A 16,668-nucleotide genomic window follows, 5' to 3' on the forward strand; every position below is an offset into this window, starting at 1 on the left:
TCAGAACGGCAAAAGGGAATCAAGAACTTGCTGACCATAGCGGGGTTGCTGGACATCCGTTATCTGCCCTCTGCCGCCATATGACACGCGCGCTGACGCGATTTTGTCATAGGTTATTTCGTTTTGCCGCGAGATGTCCTGCGGGCGGACATATCCCGTCACAAGAAGCTCTCGCAGTTCGAAGTTGACCCGCAACTCTTGCGATCCCGATATTGAAAGAACTCCGTTCGGCAACACATCCAGCACTGTTGCGGCAACACGCAGAGTCAGTTTTTCGTTTCTCCTGACGGATCCCCGGCCAGAGCTCGAGGAATCCGCTTCAATCGAAACGGCTTCATCCAACGACGCGCCCTGGGGCAGGTTCTTTTGCACGCGCTGAGGTAGGCCGAAGAGGCTGGGGACTTCGAGGGTCTCGGACCCAGATCTGGATCGTCTGGTATTGTTCGAAATTTCTGCCTTCTCGTCCAGCTCGATGACGACGGTCAGGATGTCGCCTTTCTTGATCGCCCGCTGATCGCCCAGCAACGAATGCTGCCCGCCGCTCCACAAAGAGGACCGGTCGACGTTTCGCTGGGGTTGGGTGTACAATGGCAAACCCGGCCACAACATTGCAACCTGTTCCGGGGAATCCTCGTTGGGTGTGAAACTTGGCGGTTTGCCCAAATGATCCATTCGACCACATGCGGACAAGACAAAAGCCGTCAGGACAAGGGTTTTTGGCAATCCGTGCATCACTGTACCTCGATTTGACCGTCCGGACGGATTCGGCCTGTTACGGTTGTTCGGGATGAAAGGTTCATGACCCGAATGCGATCCCCCGCCGCGCCGCGCCCCAAGGCCCGGCCCTCTGTGGTGATCGACAAGGGTTGGCTGCTGAACACCAGCACGACCAGATCGTTTCGATCCACGATGGCAGGTGGCCCGACATCAGAGCCGCGAATTGGCCGACCAGGGTAGAGCGCCACCCGGGCCTCTTGTCCGATCAGAAGATCAGGGTCTGAAATTGCATCGGCAACATCTGTTGGCTTCAACTCGAGATCGGCCGCAGAAATGACTTCCTTGGCCCGGATCGTGCTTGTCGGCACCACAATGTCAGCCTGGGCGGCAATTGGCGCCACAAGCACCAGAGAAAGAACCAGATGTCGCATCACCGTACCTGCGTTGTCGCGCTCATCATCTGGTCCACCGCCGTGATGACTTTGGCATTCATCTCATAGCCGCGTTGCGCTTCGATCAGCTCGGTAACTTCGCGAACGGCGTCAACCGAACTGTCTTCCAGATAACCCTGCCGCAAAGTTCCCAGACCGTCTTCGCCCGGCGTACCCAGAACCGGAGCACCCGAAGCTTCGGTTTCCTTGAACAGATTGCCTCCGACGGCTTCCAGGCCTTTGGCGTTCGAAAAACTGGCCAGCGTAAACTCCCCAAGCAACTGACCTTCGGGGGAATCGTCAAAATATGCATAGACCTCGCCCGACGCGTTGATCGAAACAGAACGCGCATCGTCGGGGATGGTGATTTCCGGCGAAACCGCAAACCCGTCAGAGGTGACGATCAGACCTTCTGCCGACCGCTTCAAACTGCCGTCGCGCGTATACGCGGCCTGACCGCTGGGCAAGGTCACCTCCAGATATCCGCGACCTTCGATTGCAACATCCAGATCGCTCCCGGTGGCCGACAAGGCCCCTTGTTCCAATTGAACTGTCACCGCGGCCGGTCGCACACCCAGACCCAGTTGAATACCCGTGGGCAGAACCGTTCCGTCCGACGCGTTCACGGTGCCGGCCCGCGCCATCTGCTGATAATGCAGGTCGGCGAATTGGGCCCGTCGGGCGTTGTAGCCGGTGGTGTTCATATTCGCGAGGTTGTTCGAGATCGTCTCGACCCGCATCTGTTGCGCTGTCATCCCGGTGGCGGCAATTTTAAGGGCCCGCATGTCTAACTCTCCTCATCCAAATCAGCGCATCAGCGCCTTGAGTGCTCCACGTACGCGCTCATCTTCACTCTCAAGAAAGCTTTGCCCCAGCTCATAGGCGCGCTGGATTTCCACCAAACGGGTCACTTGCTGAATCGCGTTCACGTTTGACCCTTCGAGAAAGCGATGCAAAACCACCGGCTCGTCGACCGGCTCAATCGCACCGTCGGTGCGGAAACGAGTGTTTCCTTCGCGTACAAGTTCGTTCGTGTCGGCAACGTTGAAAACGCCCAGCTGCCCCAGAAGTTGACCATCGACACTCAGCGTTCCGTCGCTGCCGACATCGATTGACGCGGCATCAGGCGGGATGAACACAGGCGCGCCATTGGCATCGAGCACGCGCGCACCATCCATTGAAACCAGATCGCCATCGGCATTGGGAGAAAAGCTGCCAGCCCGCGTCAGCCGGTTGCCGTTCTCGGTTTCGACCATGAAGAACCCGTCGCCCTCGATGGCAAAATCAAATTGCCCGCCGGTTTGCGTCAGCACGCCTTGTCGCATTGACGTATTTCGCGCCTCGGCCCGGCTCATGGAGAGGGAGAGGCTGTTCGGCATATCTCGAATGTATTCCGAGAACACCAGCCCCTGCTGGCGATAGCCGGTCGTGTTGGCATTTGCGATGTTATTCGCCACCAGGCGCATTTCATTCATCAGCCCGGACTGGCGGGACAGGGTGACATAGGCGGTGTCCATCAGCGACCTCCTGCGATCAATGGAACAAGCGTACCGGTGAAAAACGTAACAAGGGTCTGAGTCATGAACCCCATCGAGACCCAGAACACGACGACGATGGCGATCAGTTTGGGAACAAAGGTCAGCGTCATTTCCTGTATCGACGTCAGGGCCTGAAACAGACCAACGATCAGGCCTGACACCAGAGCAACTGCCAGAATCGGGACCGATGTGATGACGGCGATCCAGAGAGCCTGACGCACGATGTCATAGAAAAGACCTTCGCTCAGCATGGTATCAGACCGGCATCCGAAGGATTTCCTGATAGGCCTCTACCACCTTGTTGCGAACGATCACAGCTGTCTCGACGGCCAGTTCGGTCTGTGCCAGCGCCTGCACCAGCGCGTGCGGGTCGGCTTGCCCGACAATCGCGGTCTGCGACATCTGCTCGCTGTGTTTCAACGTGGATGCAAAGTCCTGAAAACTTGCCTTCAGCCCCTGCACCATGCCCGAGTGACCTGGGTCGGCCTGGGTTGCAGGACGGGCGCCGGCATAATTCTGCGCGGCGGTCAAGGATCGGATGTCCATTCTGGCTGTCCTTTATTTTCTGAGCAGTTCCATCAATGACGACGACATTTGCCGTGTTTGATCGAACATCTTGAGGTTGGCTTCGTAGCTCCGCTGCGCCTCACGCGCGTCGGCTATTTCGATCATCAGATCGACATTCGATCCCAGATAGTGACCACTGGCATCTGCCATCGGGTGGCCGGGGTCGAAAATTCGTGTCAGGTCGCGTCGATCAAGCTTTACGCGGCCAGCTTGCACCACGTTCTGACCATCTTTTTCTATGGTCTCAAACGGCACCGTCTTGCGCCGGTACCCGGGCGTATCTGCATTCGATATGTTTTCGGACAAGTGGCGCAGACGGGCTGCCTGCGCACGCAGGGCGCTGGCGGATGCCGCAAGTGAGTGGGAAAAATCGCTCATCCTCGGCCTCCTTATCCACGCCCCAGACTGGTGCGAAGGATGTTCATCGAGGATTTGTAGATCGCCAACGCGCGGTCGTGCTGTCGTTTGACCTCGACCGATTTCAGCATCTCTTCTTCAAGCGATACGCCGTTGCCATTTGGATCACCCGACGGAGCGGCCTGGTGCTCTGCCCAGGGCTGTGCACCCGTACCGCCGTGCAGATGACCCCGCCGCGTGGCCATCATGGTCACTTCGCGTCCCGAGGTTTCAAGTGCTGTATGGAAGGGCTCGATATCGCGCGGCTGGTAGCCCGGCGTATCCGCATTGGCCATGTTGCGCGCAATCACCGCCTGCCGTTGCCCGGCATGGGTTGCCATTGCGTACGCGGTCTTAAGGACGTTCAAGTCATAGAACATCGGGGCTTCTCCCTCGATCAATTTCAATCAAGGCTTAACCCCGATTCCTTTAGAAACCGTTTTCAGAACCCAATTGGAGAACCCAAGATGTCCGATCTCGACCCGATGCTTCTGAAACATGAATTCGATCGGATGACTTCGATCCGCCACGTGGGCCTGGTCAGTAGCGTCGCACAAGGGTTGATCGAGATCAGTGGCCTCAACGAACATGCGCGAATCGGAGACTTGCTTATATTGCGGCGGCGCACGGGCCCCGATCTGGCCGGCGAAGTGCTGCATGTCGGTGCAGACCATATCCACATGATTCCGGGTTCCGCCCCGGACGGTGTCAGCCTCGGGGACCGTGTGTATCTTGATCCCTCGCCGGGTTTCGCGCCCGCATTGTACTGGCTTGGGCGCGTCATTGATCCGTTTGGCAAACCGCTGGACGGAAAACCCCTGCTGAACGGGCCGCAGGATCGCGACATCATGCAAGCCCCCCCGCCTGCGGTGGCGCGCAAGCCATTGGGAAAGCGGATGGCCACCGGACTATCGGTTCTCAACACCATGCTGCCGATTGTACGCGGTCAACGCGTTGGGTTGTTTGCTGGATCGGGTGTGGGGAAATCGACGCTGCTGTCGACGCTGGCGCGCTTCATGCAGGCTGACGTGGTTGTGGTGGCTCTTGTCGGCGAACGTGGGCGTGAAGTGAACGAGTTTGTTGCCCGCGCCATAGGCCCGGAAGCCATGAAGCGCACTATCGTGGTCGCTGCGACGTCCGACCAGTCTGCATTGGCGCGCAGACGGTGCGCGTGGTCGGCCATGTCGGCGGCCGAGTTCCTGCGGGATCTGGGGCTGAACGTTCTGTTTCTGGCCGATTCGGTAACCCGTTTCGCGGAAGCGCACCGTGAAATCGCCGTTGCCATGGGCGAAGCCCCGTCACTCCGAGGGTATCCGCCCTCTGTCACCCCCCTGATAGCCAACCTGTGTGAACGCGCAGGCCCCGGCACGCAGGAGCAGGGTGATATCACCGCCGTGTTCAGCGTCCTGGTTGCGGGGTCCGACATGGATGAACCCATCGCTGACATTCTGCGCGGTGTGTTGGACGGGCATATCGTGCTCAGCCGCGAGATTGCAGAACGCGGGCGCTTCCCGGCCATCGACCTCAGCAAATCCGTATCCCGCAGCCTTCCAGAGGCCGCGTCAGAGGCCGAGAACCAGATGATCAACGAAACCCGCAAACTTGTCGGCAGCTACGAACAATCTGAAGTCATGATAAAGGCCGGGCTGTATTCAGAAGGATCAGATCCGCTCTTGGATCAGGCCGTGCGCGTTCATGAGGAGTTGGACGCGTTTTTCGGCAAACCCGATTCCGAAGGAATTGAAAACAGCTTTAACCGCTTGTCCCTGATTCTGCGCCGTGCCTCGGCCGGCCTGCCGCGCTAGTGAACTCGGAACAGTTTTAAGTATTAAGGCCGCCTTAAGACCTGCACTGCTATTCCAATAGTCGGGTGATAAAAAGGTGGTGGAGATGGGTGCGCAAACCAATGCGGCGCCAATCATCATCAAGAAGAAGCGTGTATCGGGTGGCGATGGCCATCACGGTGGCGCGTGGAAAGTCGCGTATGCCGACTTTGTGACGGCCATGATGGCCTTCTTCATGTTGATGTGGCTGCTGAACGCAACAACGGAACAGCAACGAAAAGGGTTGGCGGATTTTTTCGCACCGACAATCCCGCTAAGCCCGGAATCCGGCGGCGGGGACGGGGCGTTTGGCGGCGACAGCATGCTGTCTGAAGAAGTGCTGCTGCGAGACGGTCAGGGTGCCACGACCACACATCCGACCGAATCGCATCAGGCCCGTGGTTCGATCGGAGTGAAAGCCGTGGGCGGCGGCAAAGGGGCCAAGGAAGATTTCTCTACGTTGGAGGCGCAACTGCTGGGGCGCACGGGTGAAAGCGAGGTCTCGGACAAACTGCTCAAGCATATCGTCACACGGGTCACCGATGAAGGATTGGTGGTGGAACTGTTCGACACCGACGATCAGGCATTGTTCGAATCGGGTTCTGACAAGCCAACCAGCTTTCTGCGGTCCCTGGCCCTGATCATCGCCCGAGCCTCGGATCTTGTCGTCAATTCGATCGCCGTCGAAGGGCATGTCAGCGCGTCTCCGGTCGTACAGGCGCGCAACACAGCCTGGGAGTTGTCCACGGCAAGGGCCCAAAAATTGCGTCAATTGCTACAGGACAAGGGCGTTGCGGCACAAAGGATGGATCGTGTGACGGGCCATGCAGACCGAGAATTGTTCGCCGACAATCCCATGGCTGCGCGGAACAACAGGATCGAAGTGATCTTTCTGCGCCAGCCCTAAATGATAGAGCGTATTTTACATGTTAGCGCGCTGTTAAGGGGCAGCGCGTTACCTGTTGCATCAAAGACGGACGCAACAGAAGGGCGCACCCATGACCATTTCCTCTTCGCTCAATGCCGGTGTGGCGGCGCTGAAAGCCAATGCCAACAGGTTGGCGACGATTTCCGACAACATCGCGAATTCTTCAACCTACGGGTATAAACGGGTCGAGACGGATTTTCATTCAATGGTCACGTCGGGCCAGGGTGGCAGCTATTCGGCAGGCGGCGTGCGGACGACAAGCCAGCGCATGATTGATCAACGCGGGCCCCTGGTGACGACCAGCAACTCAACCGATCTGGCAGTTCGCGGGCGCGGCATGCTGCCTGTGCGCCCCAGTTCGCAGATCGGGAATAGTTCGAACGAGATGCTGCTGACAACAACCGGGTCGTTCCGAACCAACGAAGAAGGGTATTTGGTTACCGAATCCGGCCTTGTTCTTCTGGGGTGGCCCGCGGCACCTGATGGCACTATTCCACCGGTTTCGCGAGATACTCCCGCCGCGCTTGAACCCATTCAGCTGAGCGTGAACCAGCTGTCGGGTTCACCAACCACAGAAATGAAACTGCGTATGAACCTTCCGGCCACGGCGACAAATGCGGGCGCGCCGGGCGACATTCAACCTTTGTCGGTTGAGTATTTCGATAATCTCGGCAAGTCTGAAAGCGTCGATATCCAGCTGATCCCAACGGTTCCCGCAACCGGCAGCAGCAACGAATGGACTATGGTCTTGCGTGACTCGGCGTCGGGTGGCGCGGTCATCGGTGAATACACGCTGACATTCACCGACAACCGAACGGCAGGCGGCACTCTGGCCAGCGTCACACCTGTTTCTGGCGGAGCTTATGATCCAGCAACGGGCAGTGTCATGGTCAACGTCGCCGGCGGAGCGATGGAGGTCAATATCGGCCTGATCGGGGATGCAGACGGGATAACCCAATTGTCCGACACGTTCGCGCCTGTTTCGATCACACGTGACGGTTCTGCCGTGGGAACAATGACCAGCGTTCAGGTCGATGAGAGAGGATATGTCTACGCGTTCTACGACACCGGCGTCAGTCGCCGGATGTACCAGATTCCGTTGGCAGATGTCCCCAATCCCAACGGTTTAACCGCGTTGGACAGCCAGACTTACGCGCCTTCCCGTGAAAGCGGTACGTTCTTTCTTTGGAATGCCGGCGAAGGCCCGACCGGGGATCTTGTTTCTTTCGCGCGTGAGGAATCCACCACGGATGTAGCGACCGAGCTGACCTCATTGATTCAGACGCAACGTGCTTACTCCTCCAGCGCCACGGTGATCCAGACGGTGGACGAGATGTTGCAGGAAACGACAAACCTGAAACGTTAATCCAGCTCTGACCCAAAGAAAGGAGCGGCCTCATGAACATGTCGACAGCACTCAATAACGCATTGGGCGGGCTGACTGCGGCCAGTCGCGGGGCCGCTGTGGTGTCCGGAAACATCGCGAATGCGCTGACCCCCGGCTATGCGCGCCGGTCCCTGGAACTTGCAACAAGCCCAATATCCGGAAATGGCGTACGCACCGTTGGCGTGATCCGGCATCAGGATCCGGTTTTGACCGCCAACAGACGTTCGTCTGATGCCGAACTCGCCTTTCGGTCGGACGTTTCAGATTTTCACGCACGGTTCGAACAACTGGTGGGGTCTCCTGATGACGGCCCTTCGCTGTCTACCCGTCTGTCCTCGTTGGAAAACGCCTTTATCACGGCGGCCAGTTTGCCTGACTCGATCGAACGGCTGGATCAGGTTGCGCGCTCGGCCCGCGATCTGACCAACGAGCTGAACGCGGCGTCCGAAGGCGTACGCCAGGCACGCTCGGATGCTGATCGAAAAATTGGCGCCCAGATCAACACTCTGAATCAGACTCTGAAAGATATCGAAGACCTGAACGCCAAGATTCCCGCCATTCAAAACTCTGGCGGTGACATCGGTGCCCTGCTGGATCAGCGGCATGTCCTGATCGACCAGGTCAATACCTTGATCCCGGTCAATGTCGTGCCGCGCGCCAATGATCAGGTATCCCTGTACTCGGAGGGCGGGCTGATCCTGCTGGAAGGCACGGCCTCGGAGTTCACTTTTTCCACGACCGGCGAAACAAAGCCTCACATGACTGTGGCAAATGGTCTGTTGTCCGGTCTGGAGATGAACGGCAACCCGGTACGGACAAGTGGAGACAACGCTCAAATACGCGGCGGGGCACTGATGGCGCAGTTCACCATCCGCGACGACTTGGCAGTCGAGGCGCAGGTTCAGCTCGACACGGTTGCAAGGGACCTGATTGAACGATTTGAAACGCCCGGTTTGGATTCGTCGGCTATTGCGACAGATCCTGGTCTGTTCACCGACGACGGCAACCGATTTGATCCTGCATCTGTTGTCGGGCTTGCTTCACGGATTTCACTCAATTCAACCGTGGACCCTGACGATGGCGGGGACAGTTGGAAACTGCGCGCGGGTCTGGGTGCCGCAACTCCGGGTGACCCCGGGCAGGCTGCTCAATTGCGCGCGTTCGGGAACATATTGAACGACGCACGTCCGGTACCCGGCGGGCTGTTCGGCACGGGAAACATGCGCGCTGCCGAGTTGACCGAGGCCCTGTTGTCGAAAGCGGGCGCACACGCCCATGCCGCAGATCAACGCAAGGCTTTTGCAAACAGCTTCCAGCGGCAAATGGCGCAGATCGAGGCCGCGCAGGGAGTAGATACCGATCAGGAACTACAGCGGCTCATGCAGGTCGAACAGACATATGCCGCAAACGCTCGTGTCATCTCGGTTGTTGACGAGCTTATGGAAACTGTTCTGAGGTTGTGACCATGAATATCACTTCTATCGGCGATTTGGCGCGAGGAATGACCTTGCGAACCCGCGCAACAGATATCAAAACCCAGATCGAAACCCTGTCTTATGAAATGTCCACCGGGCGGGTACAGGACGTGTCGGGGCGGCTTGGCGGGGATTATTCGCACATTCTGGATCTCGACCGCAGCCTCGCCAGACTCGACGCCTTTGGCATCGCAACGTCCGAAGCGGCCCTGTTCACCGATACCATGCAACTGAGCCTGAAAACCTTCGGAGATTCGGTCGGAGACATGACCGCGTCTTTGCTGGCTTACGGAACCGCCAATCAGCCCGTCAATCATGAACAAGCGTCCCAGCAGGCGAAGAATGAGCTGGACACGATGATCTCGGCACTGAACACGCGCGTAGGAGGGCGCAGCCTGTTTTCCGGTGCCGCCACCGATGTGTCGCCCCTGCAATCTTCGAACGATCTTTTGACGGCGCTGAAATCGCAGTTGACGGGGCTTGCCACGGTCGCTGATATCAGGCTGGCGGCAGAAAACTGGTTCAATGACCCAGCCGGTTTCGACGCCGTGATTTATCAGGGGTCAAACAGCACCCTGTCTCCGATGCAGATTTCGGAAAACGAAAGCGTCACGCTGCCGATCACGGCAACGGACCCGGCGTTCAAGGCCGCACTCAGGGATGTCGCCGTTGCGGCGCTGGCCACCGACAGCGCATTGGCACTTTCGCCCGATCAACGCACCGCTTTGTTCACGAAGTTAGGGGTCGAACTGGCCAACGCACAGGATGCCACCGTCAAACTCCGGGCAAAGGTCGGGGCGGCCGAAGCCCGCATCGAAGAGGCGGCAACACGCAATTCGTCGGCCCGAACCAGCCTGGAATTCAGCCGAAACGAACTGATCGCGGCCGATCCTTATGAGACGGCAGCGAAACTGCAAACGGTGCAATTTCAGCTGGAAAGCCTGTATTCCTTAACCGTTCGCAATGCGAACCTGTCGCTGGTGAACTTTCTGAGATGAGGGCGCTGATATTTCTCCTGATTTTCCTTCCCGGCATGGCTTGGGCTGGGACAATCCGTCTCAAGGACCTCGTGGATTTTGACGGTGTAAGGGGCAACGATCTGGTGGGTTACGGCCTGGTGGTCGGCTTGAACGGAACCGGCGATGGGTTACGCAACGCGCCTTTCACCGAAGAAATCATGTCCAATATCCTCGAACGTCTTGGCGTCAACGTCACAGGTGAGGATTTCCGGCCCAAAAACGTGGCAGCGGTATTGGTCACGGCCAGCCTGCCGCCTTTTGCACGGGTGGGGGGTCAAATCGATGTAACGGTTTCAGCCATAGGCGATTCAAGCAGCCTGTTGGGTGGAACATTGATCATGACCCCGCTTAACGCTGCCGATGGCCAAATCTATGCGGTCGCGCAGGGCACAATCCTTGCAGGTGGCGTGTCGGCTGAAGGAGAGGCAGCCTCGGTCGTGCGAGGGGTGCCTACTTCGGGCGTGATCCCATCCGGTGCAAGGGTCGAGCGTGAAATTGACTTCGATTTGTCAACTCTCACTCAGATGCGCCTTGCACTCAGAGAGCCCGATTTCACCACAGCCGCGCGCATCGAAACCGCGATAAACACCGAGTTCAACAGAGCCGTGGCAATCATGCGGGATTCCGGCACGGTTGAGATCAACGTCGCGGCGACGCAGGCGCTTTCGACAGCCCACGCCATAGGGCGTATCGAAAACATTCTGGTCGAACCTGAATCGAAAGCGCGCGTTGTTGTCGATCAGCGCTCTGGCACCATTGTCATGGGGCAGGAGGTCCGAATTTCGCGTGTTGCAGTGTCTCAAGGCAACCTGACTCTGACGGTTCAGGAAGCACCGATTGCGGTGCAGCCCAACCCATTCGCCAGAGGTGAAACAGTGATCGTGCCACGTACAATCGCAGGGATCGAGGAAGAAGAGGGAACCGGCCTCGCCGAAATCCCCGAGGCCACCACGTTGTCCGAGGTTGTCGCAGGTCTGAACGCGCTTGGGGTCTCGCCTCAGGACATGATCGACATTCTGAAAACGATCAAGGCAGCAGGCGCGCTGCATGCGGAATTCATCGTCAGGTGAAGGGCACCGCCAACTGGATGGGCGTGCTGCTGGCACGCCCGCCAAAGCTTGTATCTATTTCGATTTCCAACTGTCCAGCCAGCGTCGAAATCTGTTGTGTCGCTCTTCTATGGCGTCACCGGCCGCATATAGGCCGTCTTCCACGTTTTCGATCATCGGATCAATCCGTGCTTGCCGGAACCTGCGCCAACGCACCCATATCGCCCAGACGAACGCCGCAAAGATCGTCAGGAAGATGATATTGAACCAGGGAATGATCCGAACATCCGGCCCTTCAACGTCTTTGATGAAAATGGCGTTGGGAAAGATCGACATGAATTCGTTGCGCCACCCGTAGTGGGTTACGACCACCCATTTCGGGTTTTCCTTGGTGGATTTCGCATCATTGGCCTCGGTATACAGGTTCGCCGTGTCGAACTTGAAATACGGGGGCCATCCCCAGCCGGTATCCTCATTTCGGTACACGATGGGTTTTCCGTTGGCCCGCACCGCCTGAATGAACTGCACATCCCGGTTGGACAGGCTGGTGGATTGATCTTCCGGCTCTGACCAAAAGATCCGGGTCCAGTCATTCAGATCCTGCCGTTCTTCATAGGTGTTGACGATGCGCACAATGTCATGCTGGGGCAGAGAATATTGCAGGATCACGGCAATCGCACCCCAGAAGATGATAATGAACGCCCATTTCACATAGGCCATGCCTAAACCCTCACATGTAATTCACGATGTAGATCAGCGCGCCAATCGCCACCCACGGCACGATATAGACACCTAGGATCAGTTTACGCCGAAACGAGTTGTCATACACATGCAATCCGCGTTCGACAAAGGCTTCTTTGTTGCCCGTCTTGCCCTTTTCGTCCCACCAGTTCTCCAGTTTGCGCCGGCGTATGCCGCGCGAATAGAAAGACAGCCCGACATAGGCAATCGTCTGGATCACCAGCAAGATCAGCAAAAGGCGCAACAATCCAATCATTTCAACCTTTCCTCACCGAACCCCACGGACCGACCCGGGCAATTATGTCATCGCTGACGCGATCGTCGCCGCTCATATCCGGCTCATGTCCGAACAGGGCGGCGCGGGCACCTTGCTTGTCCACCTGATATTCGCGCGCAAGGAAGTCGGCCACATAGGCCTTCTTGCTCTCGGGCCAGCCCGAATATGTTCGGTAGAACAATTCTTTGTGGCAGATGAACATCTGGCGCGGGTCCAGCGGGGCCAATTCGGACAACAGCATGTTCACCAGATCGCGGTTCGGCGTATCGGCGGCGCGAAGCGTGTAGAAATAGGCCGGGTGGTCCGAAGTGATGCGCGGCCACGGACCCCCGTCACTTGCCCAGCGCAGCAGTTGCGCAAGCCCGTGATAGGCCTGCGGCAGGCGATCCGCGTGGTTCCGCGCCAACCGCCGCATGTCGCTGCGATCCAGCCCGGTGAGGTTGACATCGGCATCCGCCGCCGCATCGACGGTCAGGAAATCCATCTTCTGCTGCAAGATCGCGGCGGCATCCACGCCACGCGCTTTGACAATCGGTTCAACCAGATCGTTGTAGTCCAGAAACTTGGCAATCTGGTTTCGCTGTGACGGGTCGAACGTGTATTTGATTGGCAGATCATCCGGCTTTTCGCCCATGCAGATTGCCGCCGGGTGATCCACATCCGGAAACAGGTACAGCCCGCCAAAATGCGCGGTCCAGAAATTGCGCTGCTCAAATTCCGTGTGGCGCAGGCGCACCGGATTGCGGGTGACGTCGCCGGTTTCCCTGGCGGTTTCGATCATCTTGGCGATCAGCACATCGTCGAACCAGGCGTCCTCTTCGGTTTTGAACTGTTCGACCATGCCCGCCAGTTGCTGGGCCTTGCGCAGGGTGCCGCCAACCGTGTCGGCCTCGATCTCGATCTTGCGCAGGTTCAACAGGTCGCGCGGTGTGGTGAGTTTGAAGACCGAGTTCACCAGCTCTCCGGCCACCGCATCGGTGGCGGTCAGGGCGAATAGCTGCGCCTCGTTCATCTCGATGAATTCGCGCAGGATATCACGCGAGGTCGAGAATTTGACGTTCAACAGAGGCGCGCGTTTTTGTTCGGTCGTCAGCAGGATGAACTGCCGGTTGACCCCGTTGGGGTTGAGGTAGAGCGGGTCGTCCAGCTCAATCCCCACCTCCGGCGAATAGCCCGAGATATCGACATGAAAATCCGAAAGCTGAGTGGTCTTGCCCGCCAGGTGCTGCAGCGCGCGGTTATACCGCTCGACCAGAGCCGGGCTGGAGATGTGGACGAGGTTGCCAAACATCAGGCCTTTTTCGATGAGGCGGATCATGGGGCCTTCGCCTTTTGAGTTTCAAACTTGAGAATGAGCAACTTTATCCATGACATAGCATTTTCAATTGCCCATGAAGTCTGATCTGGCGAAAGCTGTGGCATGGGTTCACTTCCGGGGCCGTGACCCAATTGGTTGCGCACCTTAGTAAAGTAGGCCTTCAACAGTTCCTTTTCCCAATCACCCAAGAAAACTACTGATTTCTTCGAAAGGTTATCGATGTAGTTATGCGCTCCCTTCTCGCCGCCGTGCGTAACACCGAGTTTGTCAGATATGATTTTAACCGTACTTTCGAGCGCTTTTGCCGCAAAAAGTGCTGGGTCTTTGCCACCGTTGTCGCGTTGGTCAACCGCTTCCTTCATATCGAGGTCCACGTTTTGCCAAACAGGTTCGGATACAAGGCTCCAAAAAGGTTGCTCGATTTCATTTGAAACCAAAAGATCAGCTTCAATCTGGAAAAAACCATTGTGATAGTTGAGTGGAAACCTTGCCGAGCGAAATCTCTCGTTTATTTCTGCCGACGCGGTTTCGTATTCGTCGACCGTTTTCTTATATGCCTTAGCCACCAAAGAACTTGAAGGCCTGCTAGCTTCTAGAGACTTTCTGCAAGAATCCGCTCTATCGTACTTTATGCGTAACCCGACTTCGATAAGGCTAAGCCGTTCTTTCAGAAACTCATCAATATCGGCACTTTGAAGTGCGTGATTATTATACCAGTTTCGGCAGATTTCGATAAACGCTCTCTTTCTATGTTCTTTGCGCTTGTACTCCCCTAGTCCAACGTGGGTTTCGTACCATGCGTCAGACAGCCAACGAACACCGAGTTCATTTGCTAGCCTTTTGTGGATCTCTTCCCAAAACTTGCCACTCGCTTTTTGAGCATCGTCAGTTTCGCCCCAATAGGGGTGGAATTCTTCGAGGACAGTAAAGCACTGATGAAGAGCTCGTTTTTCCCGCCTAAGGAAGCTCCTGAATAGCGGGGTTTCTTCGTATCTGACAAAAAATACGTCCGTTAGCACTTGCTTCTACTTCCCCTCCAAATACCGCCGCTTGGCCTCTTCCATCCGGCCCATCTCACGCACCGCGTTCTCGATGGCGACCTCGTCGCTCTTGTCGGCATAGCGGAACTCGCTGTCGGCGTAGCGGTTGATCTCCTGGATCACCATCTCGACGGTGATCGGCTGGCGCAGGTCCTCGATCATCGCCTTCTTGGTGTCATAGTCGCGGAACAGGAACAGATCGGGGTTCTCCATCCACTCGTCCGGCAGTTCGAAATCCATCGCGCGGACCTTGACAGCGTCGGTGATGTTCTTGATCGCGCGGCCGGTGAACCGCTCATCCGCCTGTTGGATCGCCTTGAGGTAAGTGCCCAGCTTGGCGATCGTGTCCATCTGGCCGATCTCGCCGGAGACCCGGTCATAGACCTGCAACAGAGCGTCCTCATGCGGGCGCGAGTGGCTTTCAAAACTGGCGGCGACAGCCTTTTTGATCTCCTGCGCGGCATAGGCTTCGTGCTCGCCCAGCGGAATGTCGTGGTTGCGGCCCATCAGCAGGTGCAGGATGTCGATGTAATCCTCGCGCGTTTGCGGCCCGTCCACCAGGAACCGCGCGCCCGCCCGCTGGCGCAGAGCGTCGTCCACATTCTCGGGGTAGTTCGAGAACATGCCAAAGGTGCAGTTGCCGCGCACGACGGTGTTGGCACCCGCAAAGCTCTCCATCAGCACGGCTGTGATTTCCAGTTGTCCGGCTGACGACTGTCGGTCGCCGCGTTTGCCCGCCAGCTGATCGATATCGTCGATGGTGCCGAAACCGATGACCGAGGGGTCGATGATCGTGTTGATGAACGCCTTGGCGTTCTGGCCGGATTTGCCTTGATAGCTGTCGATATTATCGGTGCTCAGGTTCTGATAGCGGAATGGATAGCCTGCGTTCTGGCAGTAGTCGTTGATCAGCCCGGCCATCATCTGGATCAGGGTCGTCTTGCCGGTGCCCGGCTTGCCGTCGCCCATGAAGGTAAAGATGAACCCGCCCAGTTCCGCGAACGGGTTCAGGCGGCGGTCGAAGTCGTAGGCCATCACCATCTTGGCAAGTTTCATGGCCTGATATTTGGCGATATGGTTGCCGACCACCTCATTCGGTTTCTTGAACGTCATGGTCAGGGTGGTGGACTTCGCCTTTGAAGCTGGTTCGAACCCCCGGATCGTTAGATCATCAGCCTCGATATGCCAGGCGGCATTCTGGAACGGGGCCAGATGGCCTGCTGACTGCGCGCGCAGCGCGGCCTTTTCCATCAGTTGCTCGGCATAGGCGCTGGTGGCGGCAATCAGGTGGGCATCGTCGGGGGCATGTTTGGCGAGGGTCTGGTCCAGCTCCCACAGCGCGCCATGCAGGGCAAGTTGGCCATTATCGGTCAAAACCTCTTCGATCTCACTGATATCGGCGGTGGTTTCACCCAAATGCGAGGACATCAAGTACGCCAGCGCATTGCCGAACGTGTGCGAGGTGATCAGCGCCTCGGCCGTTAGCAACTCCGAGAATTCGGTCTTGCGGGCGGCGGGCAAATCGCCTGCCAGGTTCGCACGTTTCAGATCAGCCAGCGACGTCTGTTGCGCATAGGTCTCAGCCACAGCCAAGGCGATGGCAATGGCGCGGCGAATGGCCTGCTGCGTGGTCGCCTGAGGTGGCGAGACCAGCGTATCACCATCATCCGAGGCCTCGATCCGTTCGACCAGATGCACCCCGTCTGCCCGCGCCACTCGCCGGGTCGCCAACCCCGGCGTGGTCGACCGGAACCGCCGCCCGGTCGCAACGCCCGGAGATCGCTCAACCGCCGCCTCTGCCACTTTCGCAATCCGGGGCGCATGTTCGAACCCGTTTAGCAAGGCTGTTGCAGCAGGATAATGCTTGCGAATATCGTCTTCGCGCAATTCCATCTGATCTGACGTCAAACTCATCTCAATAACCGCCCTTGCTTCATCTTTTCAAAAATTCTCCCGCCGGAG

Annotated in this window: 19 protein-coding genes; 6 read left to right on the forward strand and 13 right to left on the reverse strand. The window is 57.6% G+C overall.

All coding sequences use genetic code 11. The features are described 5' to 3' along the window. Genes flgH through GOW04_RS19195 form a run of 8 tightly spaced genes read right to left on the reverse strand, consistent with a single transcriptional unit; the run spans position 1 to position 4,029 of the window. Complete coding sequence (gene flgH / locus GOW04_RS19160) at positions 1 to 732, reverse strand: flagellar basal body L-ring protein FlgH (protein ID WP_171233656.1); 732 nt, start codon at positions 730 to 732, stop codon at positions 1 to 3. Next, positions 732 to 1,148, reverse strand: a complete 417-nt coding sequence (gene flgA / locus GOW04_RS19165; RefSeq protein ID WP_171233657.1) for a flagellar basal body P-ring formation chaperone FlgA — start codon at positions 1,146 to 1,148, stop codon at positions 732 to 734. Before flgA ends, flgH begins: the two co-directional genes overlap by 1 nt. Further along, entirely contained in the window at positions 1,148 to 1,933 is a 786-nt protein-coding gene (flgG, locus tag GOW04_RS19170; RefSeq protein WP_171233658.1) for a flagellar basal-body rod protein FlgG, read from the reverse strand. The genes flgA and flgG overlap by 1 nt, the downstream gene beginning before the upstream one ends. A 21-nt stretch (positions 1,934 to 1,954) precedes the next feature. Continuing rightward, positions 1,955 to 2,665: a flagellar hook-basal body complex protein gene (locus GOW04_RS19175; protein ID WP_171233659.1), complete on the reverse strand. Its 711-nt coding sequence runs from the start codon at positions 2,663 to 2,665 to the stop codon at positions 1,955 to 1,957. After that, positions 2,665 to 2,937 (reverse strand): flagellar biosynthetic protein FliQ, encoded by a 273-nt coding sequence (locus GOW04_RS19180; RefSeq protein ID WP_171233660.1) that lies wholly within the window; start codon positions 2,935 to 2,937, stop codon positions 2,665 to 2,667. The genes GOW04_RS19175 and GOW04_RS19180 overlap by 1 nt, the downstream gene beginning before the upstream one ends. Positions 2,938 to 2,941: 4 nt before the next feature. Then, positions 2,942 to 3,232, reverse strand: a complete 291-nt coding sequence (gene fliE / locus GOW04_RS19185; protein WP_171233661.1) for a flagellar hook-basal body complex protein FliE — start codon at positions 3,230 to 3,232, stop codon at positions 2,942 to 2,944. Positions 3,233 to 3,244: 12 nt separating this feature from the next. Next, positions 3,245 to 3,631 carry a flagellar basal body rod protein FlgC gene (gene flgC / locus GOW04_RS19190; protein WP_171233662.1) on the reverse strand — a complete coding sequence of 129 codons (387 nt, stop codon included), beginning with the start codon at positions 3,629 to 3,631 and terminating at the stop codon, positions 3,245 to 3,247. An 11-nt stretch (positions 3,632 to 3,642) separates the two neighbouring features. Then, a complete protein-coding gene (locus GOW04_RS19195; protein WP_171233663.1) occupies positions 3,643 to 4,029 on the reverse strand; it encodes a FlgB family protein in 387 nt (128 codons plus the stop codon). Positions 4,030 to 4,161: 132 nt separating this feature from the next. Here GOW04_RS19195 and GOW04_RS19200 point away from each other — a divergent pair, with 132 nt between their 5' ends. The 6 genes from GOW04_RS19200 (at position 4,162) to GOW04_RS19225 (ending at position 11,351) form a co-directional block, all read left to right on the forward strand. Beyond that, a complete protein-coding gene (locus GOW04_RS19200; protein WP_371814428.1) occupies positions 4,162 to 5,454 on the forward strand; it encodes a FliI/YscN family ATPase in 1,293 nt (430 codons plus the stop codon). A gap of 85 nt (positions 5,455 to 5,539) precedes the next feature. Further along, on the forward strand, positions 5,540 to 6,379 hold the full coding sequence (locus GOW04_RS19205) for a flagellar motor protein MotB (protein ID WP_171233665.1): 840 nt from the start codon (positions 5,540 to 5,542) through the stop codon (positions 6,377 to 6,379). Between the two features lie 91 nt (positions 6,380 to 6,470). Continuing rightward, the gene (locus GOW04_RS19210; RefSeq protein WP_171233666.1) at positions 6,471 to 7,766 is read left to right on the forward strand and encodes a flagellar hook protein FlgE; all 1,296 of its coding nucleotides are present in this window, start codon (positions 6,471 to 6,473) and stop codon (positions 7,764 to 7,766) included. Between the two features lie 32 nt (positions 7,767 to 7,798). After that, positions 7,799 to 9,250 carry a flagellar hook-associated protein FlgK gene (flgK, locus tag GOW04_RS19215; protein ID WP_171233667.1) on the forward strand — a complete coding sequence of 484 codons (1,452 nt, stop codon included), beginning with the start codon at positions 7,799 to 7,801 and terminating at the stop codon, positions 9,248 to 9,250. A gap of 2 nt (positions 9,251 to 9,252) precedes the next feature. Beyond that, entirely contained in the window at positions 9,253 to 10,260 is a 1,008-nt protein-coding gene (locus tag GOW04_RS19220; RefSeq protein WP_171233668.1) for a flagellin, read from the forward strand. Continuing rightward, positions 10,257 to 11,351 (forward strand): flagellar basal body P-ring protein FlgI, encoded by a 1,095-nt coding sequence (locus GOW04_RS19225; RefSeq protein ID WP_171233669.1) that lies wholly within the window; start codon positions 10,257 to 10,259, stop codon positions 11,349 to 11,351. The genes GOW04_RS19220 and GOW04_RS19225 overlap by 4 nt, the downstream gene beginning before the upstream one ends. A gap of 54 nt (positions 11,352 to 11,405) precedes the next feature. On the opposite strand, the gene GOW04_RS19230 is transcribed toward GOW04_RS19225, so the two are convergent. The 5 genes from GOW04_RS19230 to GOW04_RS19250 are packed head-to-tail and all read right to left on the reverse strand — an operon-like array spanning position 11,406 to position 16,620. Beyond that, a complete protein-coding gene (locus tag GOW04_RS19230) occupies positions 11,406 to 12,050 on the reverse strand; it encodes a DUF1523 family protein (RefSeq protein ID WP_171233670.1) in 645 nt (214 codons plus the stop codon). 10 nt (positions 12,051 to 12,060) lie between these two features. Then, positions 12,061 to 12,327, reverse strand: coding sequence for a hypothetical protein (locus GOW04_RS19235; protein ID WP_171120117.1), 267 nt, complete (start codon positions 12,325 to 12,327; stop codon positions 12,061 to 12,063). Between the two features lies 1 nt (position 12,328). Beyond that, complete coding sequence (locus tag GOW04_RS19240) at positions 12,329 to 13,666, reverse strand: DUF6638 family protein (protein WP_171233671.1); 1,338 nt, start codon at positions 13,664 to 13,666, stop codon at positions 12,329 to 12,331. Beyond that, on the reverse strand, positions 13,663 to 14,685 hold the full coding sequence (locus GOW04_RS19245) for an AbiJ-NTD4 domain-containing protein (protein ID WP_171233672.1): 1,023 nt from the start codon (positions 14,683 to 14,685) through the stop codon (positions 13,663 to 13,665). Before GOW04_RS19245 ends, GOW04_RS19240 begins: the two co-directional genes overlap by 4 nt. A gap of 6 nt (positions 14,686 to 14,691) precedes the next feature. Beyond that, complete coding sequence (locus tag GOW04_RS19250; protein WP_171233673.1) at positions 14,692 to 16,620, reverse strand: ATP-binding protein; 1,929 nt, start codon at positions 16,618 to 16,620, stop codon at positions 14,692 to 14,694. Positions 16,621 to 16,668: the final 48 nt, after the last annotated feature.

It is taken from the genome of Ruegeria sp. HKCCA4812, assembly GCF_013034245.1.
Classification (GTDB): Bacteria; Pseudomonadota; Alphaproteobacteria; order Rhodobacterales; family Rhodobacteraceae; genus Ruegeria.

What these genes read in the sequence shown, in the direction of transcription:
- flgK (WP_171233667.1), top strand. Translation starts at nt 7,799, where the DNA reads ATGAACATGTCGACAGCACTCAATAACGCATTGGGCGGGCTGACTGCG.
- GOW04_RS19180 (WP_171233660.1), bottom strand. Translation starts at nt 2,937, where the DNA reads ATGCTGAGCGAAGGTCTTTTCTATGACATCGTGCGTCAGGCTCTCTGG.
- GOW04_RS19250 (WP_171233673.1), bottom strand. Translation starts at nt 16,620, where the DNA reads ATGAGTTTGACGTCAGATCAGATGGAATTGCGCGAAGACGATATTCGC.
- GOW04_RS19195 (WP_171233663.1), bottom strand. Translation starts at nt 4,029, where the DNA reads ATGTTCTATGACTTGAACGTCCTTAAGACCGCGTACGCAATGGCAACC.
- flgG (WP_171233658.1), bottom strand. Translation starts at nt 1,933, where the DNA reads ATGCGGGCCCTTAAAATTGCCGCCACCGGGATGACAGCGCAACAGATG.
- GOW04_RS19225 (WP_171233669.1), top strand. Translation starts at nt 10,257, where the DNA reads ATGAGGGCGCTGATATTTCTCCTGATTTTCCTTCCCGGCATGGCTTGG.
- GOW04_RS19235 (WP_171120117.1), bottom strand. Translation starts at nt 12,327, where the DNA reads ATGATTGGATTGTTGCGCCTTTTGCTGATCTTGCTGGTGATCCAGACG.
- flgC (WP_171233662.1), bottom strand. Translation starts at nt 3,631, where the DNA reads ATGAGCGATTTTTCCCACTCACTTGCGGCATCCGCCAGCGCCCTGCGT.
- fliE (WP_171233661.1), bottom strand. Translation starts at nt 3,232, where the DNA reads ATGGACATCCGATCCTTGACCGCCGCGCAGAATTATGCCGGCGCCCGT.
- GOW04_RS19240 (WP_171233671.1), bottom strand. Translation starts at nt 13,666, where the DNA reads ATGATCCGCCTCATCGAAAAAGGCCTGATGTTTGGCAACCTCGTCCAC.
- GOW04_RS19220 (WP_171233668.1), top strand. Translation starts at nt 9,253, where the DNA reads ATGAATATCACTTCTATCGGCGATTTGGCGCGAGGAATGACCTTGCGA.
- GOW04_RS19210 (WP_171233666.1), top strand. Translation starts at nt 6,471, where the DNA reads ATGACCATTTCCTCTTCGCTCAATGCCGGTGTGGCGGCGCTGAAAGCC.
- flgH (WP_171233656.1), bottom strand. Translation starts at nt 732, where the DNA reads ATGCACGGATTGCCAAAAACCCTTGTCCTGACGGCTTTTGTCTTGTCC.
- GOW04_RS19200 (WP_371814428.1), top strand. Translation starts at nt 4,162, where the DNA reads ATGACTTCGATCCGCCACGTGGGCCTGGTCAGTAGCGTCGCACAAGGG.
- GOW04_RS19175 (WP_171233659.1), bottom strand. Translation starts at nt 2,665, where the DNA reads ATGGACACCGCCTATGTCACCCTGTCCCGCCAGTCCGGGCTGATGAAT.
- GOW04_RS19230 (WP_171233670.1), bottom strand. Translation starts at nt 12,050, where the DNA reads ATGGCCTATGTGAAATGGGCGTTCATTATCATCTTCTGGGGTGCGATT.
- GOW04_RS19205 (WP_171233665.1), top strand. Translation starts at nt 5,540, where the DNA reads ATGGGTGCGCAAACCAATGCGGCGCCAATCATCATCAAGAAGAAGCGT.
- flgA (WP_171233657.1), bottom strand. Translation starts at nt 1,148, where the DNA reads ATGCGACATCTGGTTCTTTCTCTGGTGCTTGTGGCGCCAATTGCCGCC.